Genomic DNA, 18,907 nt, shown 5'->3' on the forward strand with positions numbered 1-18,907 from the left:
CTCAACATGTCTGACACTGCATCCAAGAATCTTTCCGGCTTCGGCGAAAAGACCGACAGCAACGGGAATGAATTTCTCGCCTTCACCCTGGGCAAGGAAGAATACGGCATCGATATTCTGAAGGTTCAGGAAATCCGCGGCTACGAAGCCGTGACCCGCATCGCCAACTCGCCCGACTTCATCAAGGGCGTGGTGAACCTGCGCGGCATCATCGTGCCGATCGTGGACATGCGCATCAAGTTCCAGCTGGGCGAGCCGACCTATGACCAGTTCACGGTCGTGATCATCCTGAACATCGGCGGCCGCGTGGTCGGCATGGTGGTCGACAGCGTGTCCGACGTGATCACCCTGACCCAGGAACAGATCAAGCCGGCCCCGGAAATGGGCACCACCTTCGACTCCGACTACCTGATCGGCCTGGGTACCCTGGAACAGCGCATGCTGATCCTGGTCGACATCGACAAGCTGATGTCGAGCGCCGAGATGGGCCTGATCGAAAAGCTGGCAGCCTAAGAGGCGACCGGCCCCGGCACTTCCGGATTCGGAGGAGACGAAGGCCGGATGAGGCGCCAGCCTTATTCGGGAAAAAGGGCGTGTCACGACATGCGCCCGATACAGAAAAGGAAAAGGCATCTGCCGTCATACGGCAGATGCCTTTTTTATTGCGCCGGCGGCAGGTGAGCTGCGCGCCGGGCGGCGGGCATCAGTGGAAGTGTCCGGCCGCAGGCGGCGTGTCTTCCGGCATCTCGGCATGCACCAGTTCGCCCTCCCGGTCCGGGAACAGCGGGGCGCCGCAGTCGTCGCAGAACTCCATCGTGAAGCGCTCCTCATGGTGCTTGATGTGCACGATGCCGGACTCCCGCAGCACGCCCAGGATCTCCTGCAGCGGATTGGCGGGCACGCCGGGGACGGTGGGCATCAACGTGATGTCCTCGCCGCTTTCCTGCTCGTACAGCGGCCAGACCGTGCCGTAGACCACGGTCGGGTCGCCGCCGATGGAAAAACCGATGCGGTACTCGTCGACCTGGCCGTTGATGTCTTCCGAGAAGCCGCCGATGCTGGCGTGCAGCTCCGAGGAGGAGATGTCCAGCGTCTGGGTCAGGAAATAGTCCGCCGCGCGGATGGAGGCGGGGCGAATGCGCTTGTCGGCTTCGCGGCAGCCGAAGTAATACGCCTGGGGCAGCAGCAGTTCGACGTTGCAGCCCGGCAGGATGCGCGTGAAGAGCGGGGTGACCTGCTGCTTCCAGGCGTCGAAGGCGGCCGTCTTGTTGGTGGAGAAATGGCTCTGCTGCTCGCTTTCCTGCCAGTGGAACAGGGCGCTGCCGGCGGGCACTACCACGGCGGCGATCACATAGCGGGTGTCGGCCAGGAAGGCTGCGGTGGGCTGCTGGTCGCCGCGCAGCTGCACCGGCGTGTTCTTCAGCGCCGCCTGGCCCATCTGGCGGGTCAGCGCGAAGACGTCGGTGTGGTAGCGCGGCAGCTGCTCGATGGCGAACAGCGAAGGCGCCAGCGCCAGTTTGGTGTCCTTGGCCAGCACGTGGGCGTGCAGGTGGGCGGCGATGGCCGCTTGCATGTCGCCGGCGATGGCGCCGGAGCCGATGGCAAAGCGGGTCCAGGCCATCACCGGCAGCACCAGCAGCTGGACGTCGTATTCACCGCCGTCGATCTCCAGCGTGGTCGATTCGCTGCCGGCTTCGACCGCCTCGATCAGGATGTCGTAGGCGTCCAGGTCGGCCTTGAAGAGATGGTCCAGGGCGGCGTCGATCAGGGGCTGGTGGCCGGTGCGCAGCAGCTTGTTGAGCAGGGCGTCCAGCGGCTTGAGCCAGGCCCGTTCCTCGAGCCGGCTGGAGGCCTGCGCGATGGCTTGCGCGAAGGTGACCAGATGCTGGCTGTCGGAAGAGAGCTTGGAAGAAGAACGTTTGGCGGGACGACGCATGGATGGGATTCTGTAGGAACGAAACTTTGTATTGTAGATGATTTGGCAGCAAATCCGGCCCGATAAGGCGAAGCTGCCCGGACACGGCGATCGGGCCGCAAGCGCCGGGTGAAAGAGCAATAAAAAAACGCCGGACGAATCCGGCGTTTTTCATTGCCGGCGACGCCCGCAGGCATCGCCGTGACGTCGCTGCTTAGGCTGCCAGCAGTTGACGCAGCACGAACGGCAGGATGCCGCCATGCTTGTAGTAGTCCACCTCGATCGGGGTGTCGATACGCAGCAGGACCTTGACTTCCTTGGTCTCGCCGTTCTTGCGGTGGATCACCAGGGTGGCGTCCTGTTGCGGCTTGATTTCGCCGTCCAGGCCCTTCAGGTCGAAGGTTTCGTCGCCGGTGATGCCCAGCGACTGCACGCTGTCGCTGCCCTTGAACTGCAGGGGCAGCACGCCCATGCCGACCAGGTTGGAGCGGTGGATGCGCTCGAACGAACGGGCGATCACGGCCTTCACACCCAGCAGCTGGGTGCCCTTGGCCGCCCAGTCGCGCGAGGAGCCGGTGCCGTACTCTTCGCCGCCGAACACCATGGTCGGGGTTTCTGCGGCGACGTACTTCATCGCTGCGTCGTAGATCGACATTTCTTCACCGGTCGGCTGGTGCAGGGTGATGCCGCCTTCCACGCGCGAACCGTCCGGCTTGGCCGGGATCATCAGGTTCTTGATGCGCACGTTGGCGAAGGTGCCGCGCATCATGATCTCGTGGTTGCCGCGGCGCGAGCCGTAGGAGTTGAAGTCCGCCTTCAGCACGCCGTTGGCTTGCAGCCACTTGCCGGCCGGGCTGGATTCCTTGATCGAACCGGCCGGGGAGATGTGGTCGGTGGTGATCGAGTCGCCGAACACGCCCAGCGCGCGGGCGCCGGTGATGCCGGCCGAGGTGATCTTCGGCTCTTCGGTGAAGTTCTCGAAGAACGGCGGCTCGGCGATGTAGGTGGAACCCGGCCAGTTGTAGACCTCGCCCTTGGCCACGCCCTTGATGGCTTCCCACAGCTTGCCCGGGGCACCCTTCACGTCAGCGTAGTTGTCCTTGAAGGTCTTGGCGTTCATCGCGAACTTAAGCAGCTTTTCGATCTCTTGCGAGGTCGGCCAGATGTCGCCCAGGAAGATGTCCTTGCCACCCTTGCCCTTGCCGACCGGTTCGGTCATCAGGTCGCGGGTGACGTTGCCGGCGATGGCGTATGCCACCACCAGCGGGGGCGATGCCAGGAAGTTGGCGCGGATGTTCGGGTGGATACGCGCTTCGAAGTTACGGTTGCCCGAGAGGACGGCCGCGGCCACCACGTCGTTCTTGACGATGGCTTCGTTCATGGCCGGGGTCAGGTCGCCAGCGTTGCCGATGCAGGTGGTGCAACCGTAAGCGGTCACGCCGAAGCCCAGCTTTTCCAGGTACGGCAGCAGGCCGGCGGCTTCCAGGTACTTGGTCACCACGCGCGAGCCGGGGGCCAGCGACGTCTTGATGTGCGGTGCGACCTTCAGGCCGGCTTCCACCGCCTTCTTGGCCAGCAGGCCGGCGGCCAGCAGCACGCTCGGGTTGGAGGTGTTGGTGCACGAGGTGATGGCGGCGATCAGCACGTCGCCGTTGTGCACGTCCACGCCGTCGGCGTTCTTGTAGGCCGCAGGCAGGTCTTCGGCCTTCTTGTTGAAGCCGTTTTCTGCGGTCGGCTTGGTGAACAGGTCGGAGAAGGTCGACTTGACGTTGCCGATTTCGATACGGTCTTGCGGACGCTTCGGACCGGCCAGCGACGGGGCGACCGAGCCCAGGTCCAGCGAGACTTCCTGGGTGTAGTCGATCTGGCCTGCCTTGGGCACGCCGTACAGTTCCTGTGCCTTGAAGTAGGCTTCGAAGGCGTCGATCTCGGCCTTGGTGCGGCCGGTGCCCTTGAAGTACTCGATGGTGGCGTCGTCAACCGGGAAGAAGCCCATGGTGGCGCCGTATTCCGGCGCCATGTTGGCAATGGTGGCGCGGTCGGTCAGCGACAGCGATTCGGTGCCTTCGCCGAAGAATTCGACGAACTTGCCCACGACCTTGGTCTTGCGCAGCAGTTCGGTGATGGTCAGCACCAGGTCGGTGGCGGTGACGCCTTCGCGCAGCGCGCCGGTCAGGTTCACGCCGACCACGTCCGGGGTCAGGAAGTAGACCGGCTGGCCCAGCATGCCGGCTTCCGCCTCGATGCCGCCCACGCCCCAGCCGACCACGCCGATGCCGTTGATCATGGTGGTGTGGGAGTCGGTGCCCACCAGGGTGTCAGGGTAGTACACGCCGGTCTTGTTGTGCACGCCGCGCGCCAGGTATTCCAGGTTCACCTGGTGGACGATGCCGAAGCCCGGGGGCACGACGCCGAAGGTGTCGAATGCCTGCATGCCCCACTTCATGAACTGGTAGCGCTCGTTGTTGCGCTGGAATTCCAGCTTCATGTTCAGGTCCAGCGCCTTCTTCTCGCGGAAGTGGTCGATCTGCACCGAGTGGTCGACCACCAGGTCCACGGGGACCAGCGGTTCGATGTTCTTGGGGTTCTTGCCCAGCTTGCTGGCGACGTTGCGCATGGCGGCCAGGTCGGCCAGCAGCGGCACGCCGGTGAAGTCCTGCAGCACCACGCGGGCGACCACGAACGGGATCTCGTCGACGCGGGCAGCCTTGGCGCCCCAGTTGGCCAGCTGCTTGACGTGCTCTTCGGTGACCTTCTGGCCGTCGCAGTTACGCAGGACCGATTCCAGCACGATGCGGATGGAAACCGGCAGGCGCGAGACGTTCACACCCAGCGATTTTTGCAGCGCGGGCAGGGAGTAGAACTTGCCTTTCTTGGAACCGGAAATCTTGAATTCCTTTAGGGTGTTCAATGTGTTGCGAGACATGGCCTCTTCTCCTTAGGTATGGCAATTAGTGATGTTAGCTAGTCGAATCCGGTTTGCGTTGCAATGGTCAAACTGCTGGGTGCTGCCTGATTCTGCTCTGTCCGTCTTCCTGCCACTGTTACGGCAGGAACGGGTAAATCCTGATGCTTGGTGTTAATTCTTGGGTGCTGCTGCCACGGCAGGCGCCTGGGCAGCGGCCGCGGCGTGCTGCTGTTCCGCGTTCTTGCATTCGTTGGCCAACTGCTGGCCCTTCTTCGAATCCAGCAGCAGGCCCTTGGCCGGGATGCCGATCCAAACCAGGCCAACCTTGCGGTTCTCGAAGCGGTTGGCGCCGGTGGTGGTTTCCACGCGGGTCAGGCGGTTGATCTTCTTGTTCCAGCGGATGGCGATGTGCTTGTCATCGGCTTCGTTCTTCCAGATGGTCAGCTTCTGGCCCAGTTCGCAGTTGAAGTCCGCGGACAGGGTGCCGCCCAGTTCGGGCTCGCTGTCGTCGTCTTCGGCGTCGGAGGAGAAGGGCATCTTGGCGGCCGGCGCTGCAGCGGCGGCAGCGGCTGCCTTCTTTGCCGGAGCCTTTTTCTTGGGCGCAGCCTTCTTTGCCGCCGGCTTGGCGGGAGTGGTGGTTTCGGCCTGCGCGGACGAGATGCCGGCTGCGGCGAACAGGGCGCCCAGCAGGGCAATGGCGGTCAGTTGCTTTTTCATGAACGGTAAATCGTTACGGTGAGGTTGAAGGGGAATCGCTGCCGGCGAACCAGCTGGCCGCCTCCGGCGGCAACGCCACGCCGGTGGCGTGGGCGCGCTGCAGGATGCTCCAGAAATAGCGATAGCTGGCCCGGTCGTGCAGATTCCCCTGGTGCTGGATCGGTCCCCATTGCACTGCCTGAGCCTTGAGCAAAATCTGTGCCGCTTGGTCTGCCTCCTCGGTGGAAGGCGACATGGACCGCACAATCGGCCGGATCTGGTCCGGATGTATGCTCCACATCCGGGTATAGCCGAATTCCTGTGCCGCGCGGCGGGCATCGTCGGCCACCGCTGCGGGATTCTTGATGTCGGTGGTCACGTTGTGCGACGGCACCTTGCCGTGCGCATGGCAAGCGGCGGAAATTTCCAGCTTGGCGCGGCGCACCAGCGGATGGTCGAACTGTCCGGGGGAGCGCATCGCGGCGCTCGGGATGGCGCCATAGTGCGCCGATACGAAGTCCATCACCCCGAAGGAAAGCGATTCGACCTGCGGCAAGGCCGCGATCTTCCAGACGTCGGCCAGCGCGCCGTGGGTCTCGATCAGCACGTGCAGCGGCAGCGCATGACGCCCGGCCGCAAGGCAAACGCGATTGATCGATTCCAGCGCGCGCACCACATCGTTGACGCCCTCCGGCTTGGGCAGCATGACGAAGGCCAGCTCGCGCGCCGCGGAGGAACAGATAATGGAGACGTCCTGCTCGAAGTGGGGGCTGCCGACGTCATGCACGCGCGCGCCGATGCGGCGGTGGCGGTTGTCGGGGCCGTTGACCAGGGAGGCGGCCAGCTGCGCGTGTTCGGCTTCATTGCCGGCCGCGGCGCCATCCTCGCAATCGAGCGTGATGTCGAATACCGGTCCGAGCTCCTGCTGCAGGGCGATCGACTTGCGCATCAGCTTTTCCGAGCCGGCGTAGTGATCGCAGACCGGAAGCGAAGCCGGCTGCTGTGCACCTGGGAACAAGACCTGGGAGGGATGCATTGCTGCTGAATGAGTGATTGTCGATTCAGTCGAAAATTCGGAACCGCGCGGCGGCGGTCGCCCGCCGCCGCGCACTGGTCAATTAGCCGACCAGGTGTTTGACGCCTTCGCGCTCTTCCATCAGCTCTTTGAGCGTGATGTTGATGCGCTCTTGCGAAAACGCGTCGATCTCCAGACCCTGGACGATCTTGTACTCGCCGTTTTCGGTGGTCACCGGGAAGCCGAACATGGTGCCTTCGGGGATGCCGTAGGAACCGTCGGACGGGATGCCCATGGTGGTCCACTTGCCGTTGGTGCCCAGCACCCAGTCACGCACGTGGTCGATCGCGGCGTTGGCGGCCGACGCTGCAGAGGACAGGCCGCGCGCTTCGATGATCGCAGCGCCGCGCTTGCCCACGGTCGGCAGGAACACGTTGGCGTTCCATTCCTGGTCGTTGATGGTGTCCTTGACCGATGCGCCGTCAGCGGTGGCGAAGCGGTAGTCGGCATACATGGTCGGCGAGTGGTTGCCCCACACGCACAGCTTCTCGATGGCCGAGACCGGCTTGCCGATCTTGGCGGCCACTTGCGACAGGGCGCGGTTGTGGTCCAGGCGCAGCATGGCGGTGAAGTTCTTGGCCGGCAGGTTCGGGGCCGACTTCATGGCGATGTAGGCGTTGGTGTTGGCCGGGTTGCCGACCACCAGCACCTTCACGTCACGCGAGGCCACGGCGTCCAGCGCACGGCCTTGCACGGTGAAGATCTGGGCGTTGGCTTCCAGCAGGTCCTTGCGCTCCATGCCGGGGCCGCGGGGACGGGCGCCGACCAGCAGGGCGACGTCGGCGTCCTTGAACGCGGTCATCGGATCGCTGTGGGCAGTCACGCCGGCCAGCAGCGGGAAGGCACAGTCGTCGATCTCCATGATCACGCCCTTCAGCGCCTTCTGGGCCTTCTCATCGGGGATTTCCAGCAGTTGCAGGATGACCGGCTGGTCTTTGCCGAGCAGGTCGCCGTTGGCGATGCGGAACAGCAGGGAGTAACCGATCTGACCGGCGGCGCCGGTGACGGCAACACGCTTGGGGGCTTTAGCCATGTTGAATCTCCAAAAGAGGTGATGAAAAAAAGCATTCCAGACTGCATCGGAAGCGCACGTTGCGGTCACGTCGCGCAAGGCGCGGCAGGGCCGTCTGCGGTTGCTTCTGGTTTGCGCAAATTGAATTGCGCGACTTCCTCGAATTCTTGTTAGACCGCCATGATACCGTCGAAAACGCAGTGAGTCAGTTGCTTTCGCGGAGTGTCGTGCCGGCGGCCCGAAAACCTGTCACACTCATGTTCAGCCGACATAAAAACGCGACGTGCAAACGGTCTAAATGCAATCGATTCTCGTTATCGTTGACCGGCCGGAAGTTCGCGTCACGCCTGCGTTGCGGCTTTTCAGGTTGCTCGCGAGTGTAGGCCTGCGAACGGCGGCTGTCAATCAATATCTTATGTCTTATATAAGACATATTATTGCATAGTTTTTGCTGGACGCCGGAAGGGGTTTTGTGGTGAAATTCGGGGTTATGAGCTCGATCCTGCCCAATTCAAACAGCGTCGACGCGCAAGGCGCGGGGACGGGTGTCGCCAGTCCGGCGCCCACCTTCAGTCCGCTGTACCAGCAGATCAAGGCGCTCATCATGCAGCGCCTTGAGGCCGGCGAGTGGAAGCCGGGCGAACTCATCCCCAGCGAAGTCGAGCTGGGCGGCCGGTTCAAGGTCAGTCAGGGTACGGTGCGCAAGGCCATCGACGAGCTGGCGGCCGAAAACCTGGTGGTGCGCCGCCAGGGCAAGGGCACCTTCGTCGCCACCCATCACGAGACCCAGGCGCAATTCCGCTTCCTGCGCCTGATGGCCGATAGCGACGAGCCGCAGCGTCCCGAGAACAAGATCGTCGAAGTCAAGCGCGTGCGCGCGTCCGCCGAAGTGGCGCGGCAGCTGGACATGAAGTCCGGCGACTCGGTCATCTTCATCCGGCGCGTGAAATCATTCAATGGCACTCCCATCATCCTCGAAGACATCTGGCTGCCCGGCGCCATCTTCAAGGGGCTGACGGCTGAGCGCCTGGTGGAATACAAAGGCCCGCTGTACGGCCTGTTCGAGTCGGAATTCGGAACGCGCATGATCCGCGCCGAGGAGCGCATTCGTGCCGTGGGAGCGGATCCGGAGTCCGCGGAGTTTCTGGGGGTGTTGCCCCAAACGCCGTTGCTGAGTGTGGAGCGCGCGTCATTTACCTACGGCGACAAGCCGGTGGAAATGCGTCGCGGCCTGTACTTGACGACGAATCACCATTATCAGAGCGAGTTGAGCTGACGCCCTTCCGGGGAATCGCAGGCGCGGCGCAGTGTGGCCGGCAGGCGGGGAAGGGCGGTGTCAAGCCTTTTTGGCATGTTGCGAAGCGCAATAATTGTTGATGGCAATTTGCAAAATCGGCGAAAATTGCAGGATTGTTTTAATCTGAGGAGAACCTTGTATGTCTGAAGCCGCTAAACCACAACGGCCGCAATTTCGTAACATACACCTTACCCAAATTGCTGGTTACCGCATGCCCCTGGCAGCACTGGTGTCGATCATGCACCGCATCAGCGGGCTATTCCTGTTCCTGATGCTGCCCTTCATCCTGTTCCTGCTGGACAGCAGCCTGCTCTCCGAAGGCACCTTCGAATACCTCAAAGGCTTCGCCTCCAACTGGTTCGTCAAACTGGTCATCCTCGCCCTGTCCTGGGCCTATCTCCACCACTTCTGCGCCGGCATCCGCCACCTGATCATGGACAACCACGTTGGCCTGGACAAGGACAGCGCGCGCAAGTCGTCGGCTACGGTCCTGGTCGTCAGCATCGCGCTGATGGTGGTGGTCGCATTGAAACTGTTCGGAGCATTCTAAAAATGGCTGATAACAATATCGGATCCAAGCGCCTCGTCGTCGGCGCCCACTACGGTCTGCGCGACTGGCTCGCGCAACGCGCCACCGCCGTCGTCATGGCGGTCTACACCATCATCCTGCTGGCAGTGTTCTTCACCTCGGTCGGCTTCAGCTACCAGGGTTGGGCTGCGCTGTTCTCGCACCAGTGGTTCAAGGTCGCGACCTTCGCGGTGTTCGCGGCGCTGTTCTTCCACGCCTGGATCGGCGTGCGCGACATCTGGATGGATTACGTCAAGCCGGTCGCCCTGCGCCTGGTACTGCAAGTTGCCACGATTCTGTGGCTGGTTGGTTGCGCTGGTTATGCCGCGCAGATTCTGTGGAGAAATTAAATCGTGGCTGCCATCAAATCCGCAATCACTACCCGTCGCTTTGACGCGGTCATCGTCGGCGCCGGCGGTTCCGGCATGCGCGCGTCGCTGCAACTGGCCGAAGCCGGCCTGAACGTCGCCGTCCTGTCCAAGGTCTTCCCGACCCGCTCGCACACCGTGGCTGCCCAGGGCGGCATCGGCGCTTCGCTGGGCAACATGTCGGAAGACAACTGGTACTGGCACATGTTCGACACCGTCAAGGGCTCGGACTACCTGGGCGACCAGGACGCCATCGAATTCATGTGCCGCGAAGCACCGAAGGCCGTCTACGAGCTGGAACACTTCGGCATGCCGTTCGACCGCAATCCCGACGGCACCATCTACCAGCGTCCGTTCGGCGGCCACACCGCCAACCTGGGCGAGAAGCCGGTGCAGCGCGCCTGTGCCGCCGCTGACCGTACCGGTCACGCGCTGCTGCACACGCTGTACCAGCGCAATGTGCGCGCCAAGACCCACTTCTTCGTCGAATGGATGGCGCTGGACATCATCCGCAACGAAGAGGGCGACGTCCTCGGCGTGACCGCGCTGGAAATGGAAACCGGCGAAATCATGATGCTGCACGCCAAGACCACCCTGTTCGCCACCGGCGGCGCGGGTCGTATCTGGGCCGCATCGACCAATGCCTTCATCAACACCGGCGACGGCATGGGCATGGCGGCACGCGCCGGCCTGCCGCTGCAGGACATGGAGTTCTGGCAGTTCCACCCGACCGGCGTGGCCGGCGCGGGCGTGCTGATCACCGAAGGCGTGCGCGGCGAAGGCGGCATCCTGATCAACAGCAACGGCGAACGCTTCATGGAGCGCTATGCGCCGACCCTGAAGGATCTGGCGCCGCGCGACTTCGTGTCGCGCTCGATGGACCAGGAAATCAAGGAAGGCCGCGGCGTCGGCCAGCACCAGGACCACGTGCTGCTGGACCTGCGCCACATCGGCGCCGACACCATCAAGAAGCGCCTGCCGTCGATCCTGGAAATCGCCCACAAGTTCGCCAACGTCGACGCCACCAAGGAACCGATCCCCGTCGTGCCGACCATCCACTACCAGATGGGCGGTATCCCGACCAACGTGTACGGCCAGGTGGTCGCACCCAAGGGCGGTTCGCAAAAGGAAGTGGTGCAGGGCATGTACGCCATCGGCGAATGCGCCTGCGTGTCGGTGCACGGCGCCAACCGCCTGGGCACCAACTCGCTGCTGGACCTGGTGGTGTTCGGCCGCGCGGCCGGCAACCACATCGTCGGCAGCAAGCTGCAGGACCAGAGCCACAAGCCGATTCCGGCCGGCGCCCTGGACCGCTCGCTGGAGCGCATCGCCCGCCTGGAAAGCAGCACCGGTTCCGAGCGCGTGCAAGATGTCGCCAACACCATCCGCGCCACCATGCAGAAGTACTGCGGCGTGTTCCGTACCGATGCGCTGCTGCAAGAAGGCTACAAGCAGATCATGGAGCTGGACGAGCGCCGCAAGCATGTCTCGTTCAAGGACAAGTCCAAGGTGTTCAACACCGCGCGCCAGGAAGCCCTGGAGCTGGACAACCTGATCGAAACCGCCAAGGCCACCATCACGTCGGCCGCCGCCCGCAAGGAATCGCGCGGCGCCCACGCGCACAGCGACTACGAGCAGCGCGATGACGTGAACTGGCTCAAGCACACGCTGTGGTTCTCCGAGGGGAATCGTCTCGACTACAAGCCGGTCAACATGCAGCCGCTGACCGTCGAGACATTTAAACCTAAAGCACGTACTTTCTAAGAGGTCGCAACATGACTCGCACTTTGAAATTCAAAATCTACCGTTACGATCCGGACAAGGACGAGAAGCCGTACATGCAGGATCTGACGGTCGAACTGAAGCCGACCGACAAAATGTTGCTCGACGCTCTGCAACGCATCAAGTCCGACGTGGATGACTCGCTGTCGCTGCGCCGCTCCTGCCGCGAAGGCGTGTGCGGCTCCGACGCGATGAACATCAACGGCAAGAACGGCCTGGCCTGCATCACCAACCTGAACGAGCTGACCGAACCCATCGTTCTGAAGCCGCTGCCGGGCCTGCCGGTCATCCGCGACCTGATCGTCGACATGACCAACTTCTTCAAGCAGTACGATTCGATCAAGCCTTACCTGATCAACGACAGCATCCCTCCTGAAAAGGAGCGCCTGCAGTCGCCCGAGCAGCGTGAAGAGCTGGACGGCGTGTACGAGTGCATCCTGTGCGCCTGCTGCTCGACTTCCTGCCCGTCGTTCTGGTGGAACCCGGACAAGTTCGTCGGCCCGGCCGGCCTGCTGCAAGCCTACCGCTTCATCGCCGACAGCCGCGACGAAGCCACCGGCGCGCGCCTGGACAACCTGGAAGACCCGTACCGCCTGTTCCGTTGCCGTTCGATCATGAACTGCGTCGACGTCTGCCCGAAGGGATTGAACCCGAACGCAGCCATCGGCAAGATCAAGGAACTGATGGTTCGCCGCGCGGTGTAAGCGCAAGCAAGGCTGCGGATCCGCCCGTACGAGGCCAACGGCCGCGGGTGTGGTCCGAAGCGGGAGGCAGGGCAGTGGGGCCTCCCGCCGCCGGTCCCGGAGCGAAAGCCCGGGATCCGGTAGTATCGAAGATGAATAAGTAAAAAAGTGAGCGAGTTCATGACTGAACGTCACCAGGAAGATCCGGCGAAACGGGCGCGTCTGCGCTGGCGCGCGCGCCGCGGCCTGCTGGAGAACGACCTGATCCTGACGCGCTATCTCGACGCCAATGAGGCGCAGATGAGCGACGAAGAGGTCGATGCGTTTTCGCGGCTGATGGACCTGTCCGATATCGACCTGATGGACTTGCTGTTGGCCCGCAAGGAGCCTGAGGCGGCGGTCGACCTGCCGCAGGTCCATGCGCTGCTGAAGAAGCTGCGTACGGCCTGATTTTTGCGCCTGGCCACAAGCCAGACGGATTTTGCTCGAACGCGGCCTGTTTTTATGCCACCCAGCGCATCGCAACCAGGATGTCGTCAGGCAGTGCTGCCGCGGTTTTGATTAACGGTTTCACCATCCCAGCAAAAGGAAAAGCTATGTCCAATACCGATATCAAAGCTACCCTGTCGTTCTCCGACGGGTCTCCGTCCGTAGATTTTCCTGTCTACAAGGGCACCATCGGCCCTGACGTGATCGACATCCGCAAGCTGTACGCCGGCACCGGCAAGTTCACCTATGACCCGGGCTTCATGTCCACCGCAGCCTGCAACTCGTCGATCACCTACATCGACGGCGACAAGGGCGAGCTGCTGTACCGCGGCTATCCGATCGAACAGCTGGCCGTGAACTGCGACTTCCTGGAGTCCTGCTACCTGCTGCTGCACGGCGAACTGCCGACCGCAGCCCAGAAGGAAGAGTTCACCGACACCGTGACCAAGCACACCATGGTGCACGAGCAGATGAACTTCTTCTTCCGCGGTTTCCGTCGCGACGCGCACCCGATGGCGGTGCTGACCGGCTCGGTGGGCGCGCTGTCGGCGTTCTACCACGACTCGCTGGACATCTCCAACGCCAATCACCGCGAAGTGTCGGCCATCCGCATGATCGCCAAGCTGCCGACCCTGGTGGCCATGGCCTACAAGTACAGCATCGGCCAGCCGTTCGTGTATCCGCGCAACGACTTGTCGTACACCGCCAACTTCATGCGCATGATGTTCGCCAATCCGTGCGAAGAGTATCAAGTCAATGAAGTGCTGGTGCGCGCCCTGGACCGCATCCTGATCCTGCACGCCGACCACGAGCAGAACGCCTCGACCTCGACCGTCCGCCTGGCCGGTTCCTCGGGCGCCAACCCGTTCGCATGTATCGCCGCCGGCATCGCCTGCCTGTGGGGCCCCGCTCACGGCGGCGCCAACGAAGCTGCACTGAACATGCTGGAAGAAATCGGCTCGGCCGACAAGATCCCCGAGTTCATCAAGCAGGTCAAGGACAAGAACTCGGGCGTGAAGCTGATGGGCTTCGGTCACCGCGTCTACAAGAACCACGACCCGCGCGCCAAGCTGATGCGCGAAACCTGCCACGAAGTGCTGAACGAACTGGGCCTGCACGACGACCCGCTGTTCAAGCTGGCCATGGAACTGGAAAAGGTCGCGCTGGAAGACGAATACTTCGTCTCCCGCAAGCTGTACCCGAACGTCGACTTCTACTCGGGCATCGTCCAGCGCGCGCTGGGCATCCCGACCTCGATGTTCACCTGCATCTTCGCCATGGCCCGTACCGTCGGCTGGATCGCCCAGTGGAACGAAATGATCTCCGATCCGGAACAAAAGATCGGTCGTCCCCGCCAGCTGTTCGTCGGTTCCGCACGTCGCGACGTGCCTGCCATCGACAAGCGCTAAGCACTTCCCGATGCCCGCAGGTCGATGTTGACCGGCGGGCAACAAAGCACGTTCGTGCGCTTGCTCTTTCTCATCCGCGAGGATCTGAGGGGAGGGGCTGGAGCCCCGTGCGGCGCGGCTTTGCGGGCGGATGTTGGTGGTTTGAAACGTCCGTTGCGAACGGCAGCAAATAAAAAAGCGAATCCCTCGGGATTCGCTTTTTTATTGGAAATAAGGATATATAATTCCGGAGCGCTGACTGGATGACGTACAGAATACAGAAGTTCAGGTAGACAAAAGTCCTTCCCCACAACTTGATGCAATCCGCTAACCGGTCAGGCCGTGTCGCGGAAGGTGTAGAAACCCGCTAATCTCGCGAAACGCGAAGAAAGGTGAGCAAATGACAAAGCTCTACGAGCAATACAACATCAACTCCTACCTCTTCGGTGGGAATGCTCCGTACATCGAGGAATTGTACGAAGCCTATCTGAACAATCCCGGATCCGTCCCCGACAACTGGCGCGCCTACTTCGACGCCGTCCAGCACGTTCCCGCCACCGATGGCTCGAACCGTCCCGACGTCGCCCACGCTCCCGTGGTTGCCTCCTTCGCCGAGCGCGCCAAGCAAGGCCCGATCCGCACCGTCATCGCTTCCGCCGACTCCGACATGGGCCGCAAGCGCGTCGCTGTTACCCAGCTGATCGCCGGCTACCGTGACCTCGGCTCCCGCTTCGCCAACCTGGACCCGCTGCAACGCCAGGAACGCCCCAGCATCCCTGAACTCGATCCGGCCTTCTACGGCTTCACCGATGCCGACCTGGACATCGTGTTCAACATCAACAACACCTACTTCGGCCCGGAAACCGCATCGCTGCGCGACCTGCTGCAGATGCTGCGCGACACCTACACGCGCACCATCGGCGCCGAATTCACCTACGTGTCGGACATGACCGAAGTGCGCTGGCTGGAAGAGCGCCTGGAGCCGACCCGTGCCGCACCCAGCTTCTCCGCCGAGAAGAAGAAGCACATCCTGGAGCGCCTGACCGCGGCCGAAGGCCTGGAACGCTACCTCCACACCAAGTACGTCGGCCAGAAGCGCTTCTCGCTGGAAGGCGGCGAGTCCTTCATCGCCTCCCTGGATGAAACCATCCAGCGCGCCGGCGAAAACGGCGTGCAGGAAATCGTCATCGGCATGGCCCACCGCGGCCGCCTGAACGTGCTGGTCAACATCCTGGGCAAGACCCCGCAAGAGCTGTTCTCCGAGTTCGAAGGCCGTCACGCCGACGACCTGCCGGCCGGCGACGTCAAGTACCACCAGGGCTTCTCGTCCGACGTCTCCACCCCTGGCGGCCCGGTCCACCTGTCGCTGGCGTTCAACCCGTCGCACCTGGAAATCGTCAATCCCGTGGTTGAAGGTTCGGTCAAGGCGCGTATGGACCGCCGCGGCGACAAGGACGGCTCGCAAGTGCTGCCGATCCTGGTCCACGGCGACGCCGCCTTCGCAGGCCAGGGCGTCGTGATGGAAACCCTGAACCTGGCGCAGACCCGTGGCTACGGTACCGGCGGCACGGTTCACATCGTCATCAACAACCAGATCGGCTTCACCACCTCCGACCCGCGCGACTCCCGTTCGACGCTGTACTGCTCGGACGTGGTCAAGATGATCGAAGCGCCGGTGCTGCACGTCAACGGCGATGATCCGGAAGCCGTCGTGTTCGCGACCCAGATCGCCGTCGACTACCGCATGAAGTTCAAGAAGGACATCGTCGTCGACATCATCTGCTTCCGCAAGCTGGGCCACAACGAGCAGGACACCCCGGCGCTGACCCAGCCGCTGATGTACAAGAAGATCGCCCAGCACCCGGGCACCCGCAAGCTGTACGCCGACAAGCTGGCTGCGCAGAAGACCATCGCCGCCGACGGCGGCGAAGAGCTGGTCAAGGCCTTCCGTACCGCCATGGACGCCGGCAAGCACACCATCGATCCGGTGCTGACCAACTTCAAGAGCAAGTACGCCGTCGACTGGCTGCCGTTCCTGAACCGCAAGTGGACCGACGCGGCCGAAACCGCCGTGCCGCTGGCTGAACTGAAGCGCCTGGGTTCCAAGATCACCACCATCCCGGAAGGCTTCAAGGCCCACTCGCTGGTGGAGAAGGTCATCAACGACCGCGCCGCCATGGCGCGCGGCGAAATGAACCTGGACTGGGGCATGGGCGAACACCTGGCCTACGCCTCGCTGGTGTCGTCGGGCTACGCAGTGCGCCTGACCGGCCAGGATGCCGGTCGCGGCACCTTCGTGCACCGTCACGCCGTGCTGCACGACCAGAACCGTGAGCGTTGGGACGCCGGCACCTACGTGCCGCTGCAAAACGTCGCCGAGAACCAGTCGACCTTCACCGTCATCGACTCCGTGCTGTCGGAAGAAGCGGTGCTGGGCTTCGAATACGGCTACTCGACCGCCGAGCCGAACACCCTGACCATCTGGGAAGCCCAGTTCGGCGACTTCGCCAACGGCGCCCAGGTCGTGATGGACCAGTTCATCAGCTCCGGCGAAGTGAAGTGGGGCCGCGCCTCGGGTCTGGTGCAGATGCTGCCGCACGGCTACGAAGGCCAGGGTCCGGAGCACTCCTCGGCTCGCCTGGAGCGTTACCTGCAGCTGTGCGCGGACAACAACATGCAAGTGGTGCAACCGACCACCGCCGCGCAGATCTTCCACGTGCTGCGTCGCCAGATGATCCGCCTGTTCCGCAAGCCGCTGATCATCCTGACGCCGAAGTCGCTGCTGCGCAACAAGGACGCCGGTTCGCCGCTGGCCGACCTGGCCAAGGGTTCGTTCCAGACCGTGATCCCGGAAGTCGACGAAACCATCGACGCCAAGAAGGTCAAGCGCATCATCGCCTGCTCGGGCAAGGTGTACTACGACCTGGTCAACGCCCGCAAGGAACGCGGCCAGACCGACACCGCCATCATCCGTGTCGAGCAGCTGTATCCGTTCCCGCACAAGACGTTCGCCGCTGCCCTCAAGCAGTTCCCGAACTTCAACGAACTGGTGTGGGCGCAGGACGAGCCGCAGAACCAGGGCGCATGGCTGCAGATCCAGCACAACATCTTCGAGAACCTGTCCGAAGGTCAGAAGCTGGCCTATGCAGGTCGTCCGGCCAGCGCCTCCCCGGCCGTCGGCTACTACGACAAGCACTACGCGCAACAGAAGGCGCTGATCGAAACCGCCTTCTCGAAGCTCAAGGGCTTTGTGCTGACCAAATAATCACTGTTGAGAACCGGACGCGCCGCGAGGGCGGCGCGTCCGTGTTTGATTGAACGAATTACCCGAAATCGGAGAATCATAAATGGCTCAAATCGAAGTTGTAGTCCCACAATTATCGGAATCCGTCGCTGAAGCGACCCTGCTGCAATGGCACAAGAAAGTGGGCGAAAAGGTCGTCCGTGACGAAAACCTGATCGATATCGAGACCGACAAGGTCGTGCTGGAACTGCCGGCTCCGGCCGACGGCGTGATCACCCAAATCATCTCCGCCGATGGCGCCACCGTGGTTGCCGGTCAAGTGATCGCCATCCTCGACACCGACGCATCGGCCCAGGTCGAGCCGGGTGAAGTCAAGGCCGCGCCGGCCCCGCAACCGGGCAACGAGCCGACTCCGGTCGCCGCTCCCGAACTGGCCAACAAGGGCGACGTCGCCATGCCGGCCGCTGCCAAGCTGCTGGCCGACAACAACCTGTCGACCTCGCAAGTCACCGGCACCGGCAAAGATGGCCGCGTGACCAAGGGCGATGTGCTGGGCGCGCTGTCGGCTCCCGCCGCCGCTCCTGCCGCAGCTGCCAAGCCGGCGCTGGCCGCCGTTGCCGCACCGGTCAAGGCCGGCCTGGAAAGCCGTCCGGAACAGCGCGTGCCGATGAGCCGCCTGCGCGCCCGCGTGGCCGAGCGTCTGGTGCAGTCGCAGTCGACCAACGCCATCCTGACCACCTTCAACGAAATCAACATGCAGCCGGTCATCGACCTGCGCAACAAGTACAAGGACAAGTTCGAGAAGGAACACGGCGTGAAGCTGGGCTTCATGTCCTTCTTCGTCAAGGCGGTGGTTCACGCCCTGAAGAAGTACCCGATCGTCAACGCCTCGGTCGACGGCAACGACATCGTCTACCACGGCTACTTCGACATCGGCGTGGCAGTCGGTTCGCCGCGCGGCCTGGTGGTGCCCATCCTGCGTGATGCGGACCAGATGTCCATCGCCGACATCGAGAAGAAGATCGGTGAATTCGGCCAGAAGGCCAAGGACGGCAAGCTGTCGATCGAAGAACTGTCGGGCGGCACCTTCACCGTGTCCAACGGCGGCACCTTCGGTTCCATGCTGTCGACCCCGATCATCAACCCGCCGCAATCGGCGATCCTGGGCATTCACGCCACCAAGGATCGCGCCGTGGTCGAAAACGGCCAGGTCGTGGTGCGTCCGATGAACTACTTCGCGCTGTCCTATGACCACCGCATCATCGACGGCCGCGAAGCCGTCCTGAGCCTGGTGGCCATCAAGGAAGCGCTGGAAGATCCGGCCCGCCTGCTGCTGGACCTGTAATGACCGCCGGAGGGGCTACTGCGCAACCCGATCTCGCTGCTGCGATGCTCGCCGTACGACAGTACGGCTGCGCTTCTCGCAGCGACCTCGGGCTGCTCGCTACGCCCCTCCGACGGCCCACAGAGTCAACTAGGCGC

At 62.9% G+C, this 18,907-nt stretch carries 15 protein-coding genes; 10 read left to right on the forward strand and 5 right to left on the reverse strand.

Annotated elements, in window-relative coordinates:
• Positions 1 to 6 precede the first annotated feature (6 nt).
• Positions 7 to 513, forward strand: coding sequence for a chemotaxis protein CheW (locus CEJ42_RS07320; RefSeq protein WP_013234939.1), 507 nt, complete (start codon positions 7 to 9; stop codon positions 511 to 513).
• A 190-nt stretch (positions 514 to 703) separates the two neighbouring features.
• Here CEJ42_RS07320 and CEJ42_RS07325 read toward each other — a convergent pair whose 3' ends face one another.
• The 5 genes from CEJ42_RS07325 to CEJ42_RS07345 all read right to left on the reverse strand — a co-directional run bounded on the left by CEJ42_RS07325 (position 704) and on the right by CEJ42_RS07345 (position 7,627).
• Positions 704 to 1,936 (reverse strand): DUF2863 family protein, encoded by a 1,233-nt coding sequence (locus CEJ42_RS07325; protein WP_088750497.1) that lies wholly within the window; start codon positions 1,934 to 1,936, stop codon positions 704 to 706.
• 193 nt (positions 1,937 to 2,129) lie between these two features.
• The gene (gene acnA / locus CEJ42_RS07330) at positions 2,130 to 4,841 is read right to left on the reverse strand and encodes an aconitate hydratase AcnA (protein WP_079214474.1); all 2,712 of its coding nucleotides are present in this window, start codon (positions 4,839 to 4,841) and stop codon (positions 2,130 to 2,132) included.
• Positions 4,842 to 4,994: 153 nt separating this feature from the next.
• Positions 4,995 to 5,540: a hypothetical protein gene (locus CEJ42_RS07335; RefSeq protein ID WP_079214475.1), complete on the reverse strand. Its 546-nt coding sequence runs from the start codon at positions 5,538 to 5,540 to the stop codon at positions 4,995 to 4,997.
• Between the two features lie 13 nt (positions 5,541 to 5,553).
• Positions 5,554 to 6,555, reverse strand: coding sequence for an HpcH/HpaI aldolase/citrate lyase family protein (locus CEJ42_RS07340; protein WP_088750498.1), 1,002 nt, complete (start codon positions 6,553 to 6,555; stop codon positions 5,554 to 5,556).
• 82 nt (positions 6,556 to 6,637) lie between these two features.
• Positions 6,638 to 7,627 carry a malate dehydrogenase gene (locus CEJ42_RS07345; protein WP_088750499.1) on the reverse strand — a complete coding sequence of 330 codons (990 nt, stop codon included), beginning with the start codon at positions 7,625 to 7,627 and terminating at the stop codon, positions 6,638 to 6,640.
• A gap of 469 nt (positions 7,628 to 8,096) precedes the next feature.
• On the opposite strand from CEJ42_RS07345, the gene CEJ42_RS07350 reads away from it, so the two are divergent.
• The 9 genes from CEJ42_RS07350 to odhB all read left to right on the forward strand — a co-directional run bounded on the left by CEJ42_RS07350 (position 8,097) and on the right by odhB (position 18,770).
• Positions 8,097 to 8,882 (forward strand): GntR family transcriptional regulator, encoded by a 786-nt coding sequence (locus CEJ42_RS07350; protein WP_079214478.1) that lies wholly within the window; start codon positions 8,097 to 8,099, stop codon positions 8,880 to 8,882.
• A gap of 160 nt (positions 8,883 to 9,042) precedes the next feature.
• Positions 9,043 to 9,453, forward strand: a complete 411-nt coding sequence (gene sdhC, locus CEJ42_RS07355) for a succinate dehydrogenase, cytochrome b556 subunit (protein ID WP_088750500.1) — start codon at positions 9,043 to 9,045, stop codon at positions 9,451 to 9,453.
• Between the two features lie 2 nt (positions 9,454 to 9,455).
• The gene (sdhD, locus tag CEJ42_RS07360) at positions 9,456 to 9,821 is read left to right on the forward strand and encodes a succinate dehydrogenase, hydrophobic membrane anchor protein (RefSeq protein ID WP_079214480.1); all 366 of its coding nucleotides are present in this window, start codon (positions 9,456 to 9,458) and stop codon (positions 9,819 to 9,821) included.
• 3 nt (positions 9,822 to 9,824) lie between these two features.
• Positions 9,825 to 11,603 (forward strand): succinate dehydrogenase flavoprotein subunit, encoded by a 1,779-nt coding sequence (sdhA, locus tag CEJ42_RS07365; RefSeq protein WP_079214481.1) that lies wholly within the window; start codon positions 9,825 to 9,827, stop codon positions 11,601 to 11,603.
• A gap of 11 nt (positions 11,604 to 11,614) precedes the next feature.
• Positions 11,615 to 12,325 carry a succinate dehydrogenase iron-sulfur subunit gene (locus CEJ42_RS07370; RefSeq protein ID WP_050467913.1) on the forward strand — a complete coding sequence of 237 codons (711 nt, stop codon included), beginning with the start codon at positions 11,615 to 11,617 and terminating at the stop codon, positions 12,323 to 12,325.
• A 159-nt stretch (positions 12,326 to 12,484) separates the two neighbouring features.
• On the forward strand, positions 12,485 to 12,754 hold the full coding sequence (locus CEJ42_RS07375; protein WP_079214482.1) for an FAD assembly factor SdhE: 270 nt from the start codon (positions 12,485 to 12,487) through the stop codon (positions 12,752 to 12,754).
• 146 nt (positions 12,755 to 12,900) lie between these two features.
• The gene (gltA, locus tag CEJ42_RS07380; protein ID WP_088750501.1) at positions 12,901 to 14,202 is read left to right on the forward strand and encodes a citrate synthase; all 1,302 of its coding nucleotides are present in this window, start codon (positions 12,901 to 12,903) and stop codon (positions 14,200 to 14,202) included.
• 379 nt (positions 14,203 to 14,581) lie between these two features.
• Complete coding sequence (locus CEJ42_RS07385) at positions 14,582 to 17,446, forward strand: 2-oxoglutarate dehydrogenase E1 component (RefSeq protein WP_079214484.1); 2,865 nt, start codon at positions 14,582 to 14,584, stop codon at positions 17,444 to 17,446.
• An 82-nt stretch (positions 17,447 to 17,528) separates the two neighbouring features.
• Positions 17,529 to 18,770, forward strand: a complete 1,242-nt coding sequence (odhB, locus tag CEJ42_RS07390; RefSeq protein ID WP_088750502.1) for a 2-oxoglutarate dehydrogenase complex dihydrolipoyllysine-residue succinyltransferase — start codon at positions 17,529 to 17,531, stop codon at positions 18,768 to 18,770.
• Positions 18,771 to 18,907 lie beyond the last annotated feature (137 nt).

It is taken from the genome of Herbaspirillum robiniae (assembly GCF_002213415.1).
Classification (GTDB): domain Bacteria; phylum Pseudomonadota; class Gammaproteobacteria; order Burkholderiales; family Burkholderiaceae_D; genus Herbaspirillum; species Herbaspirillum robiniae.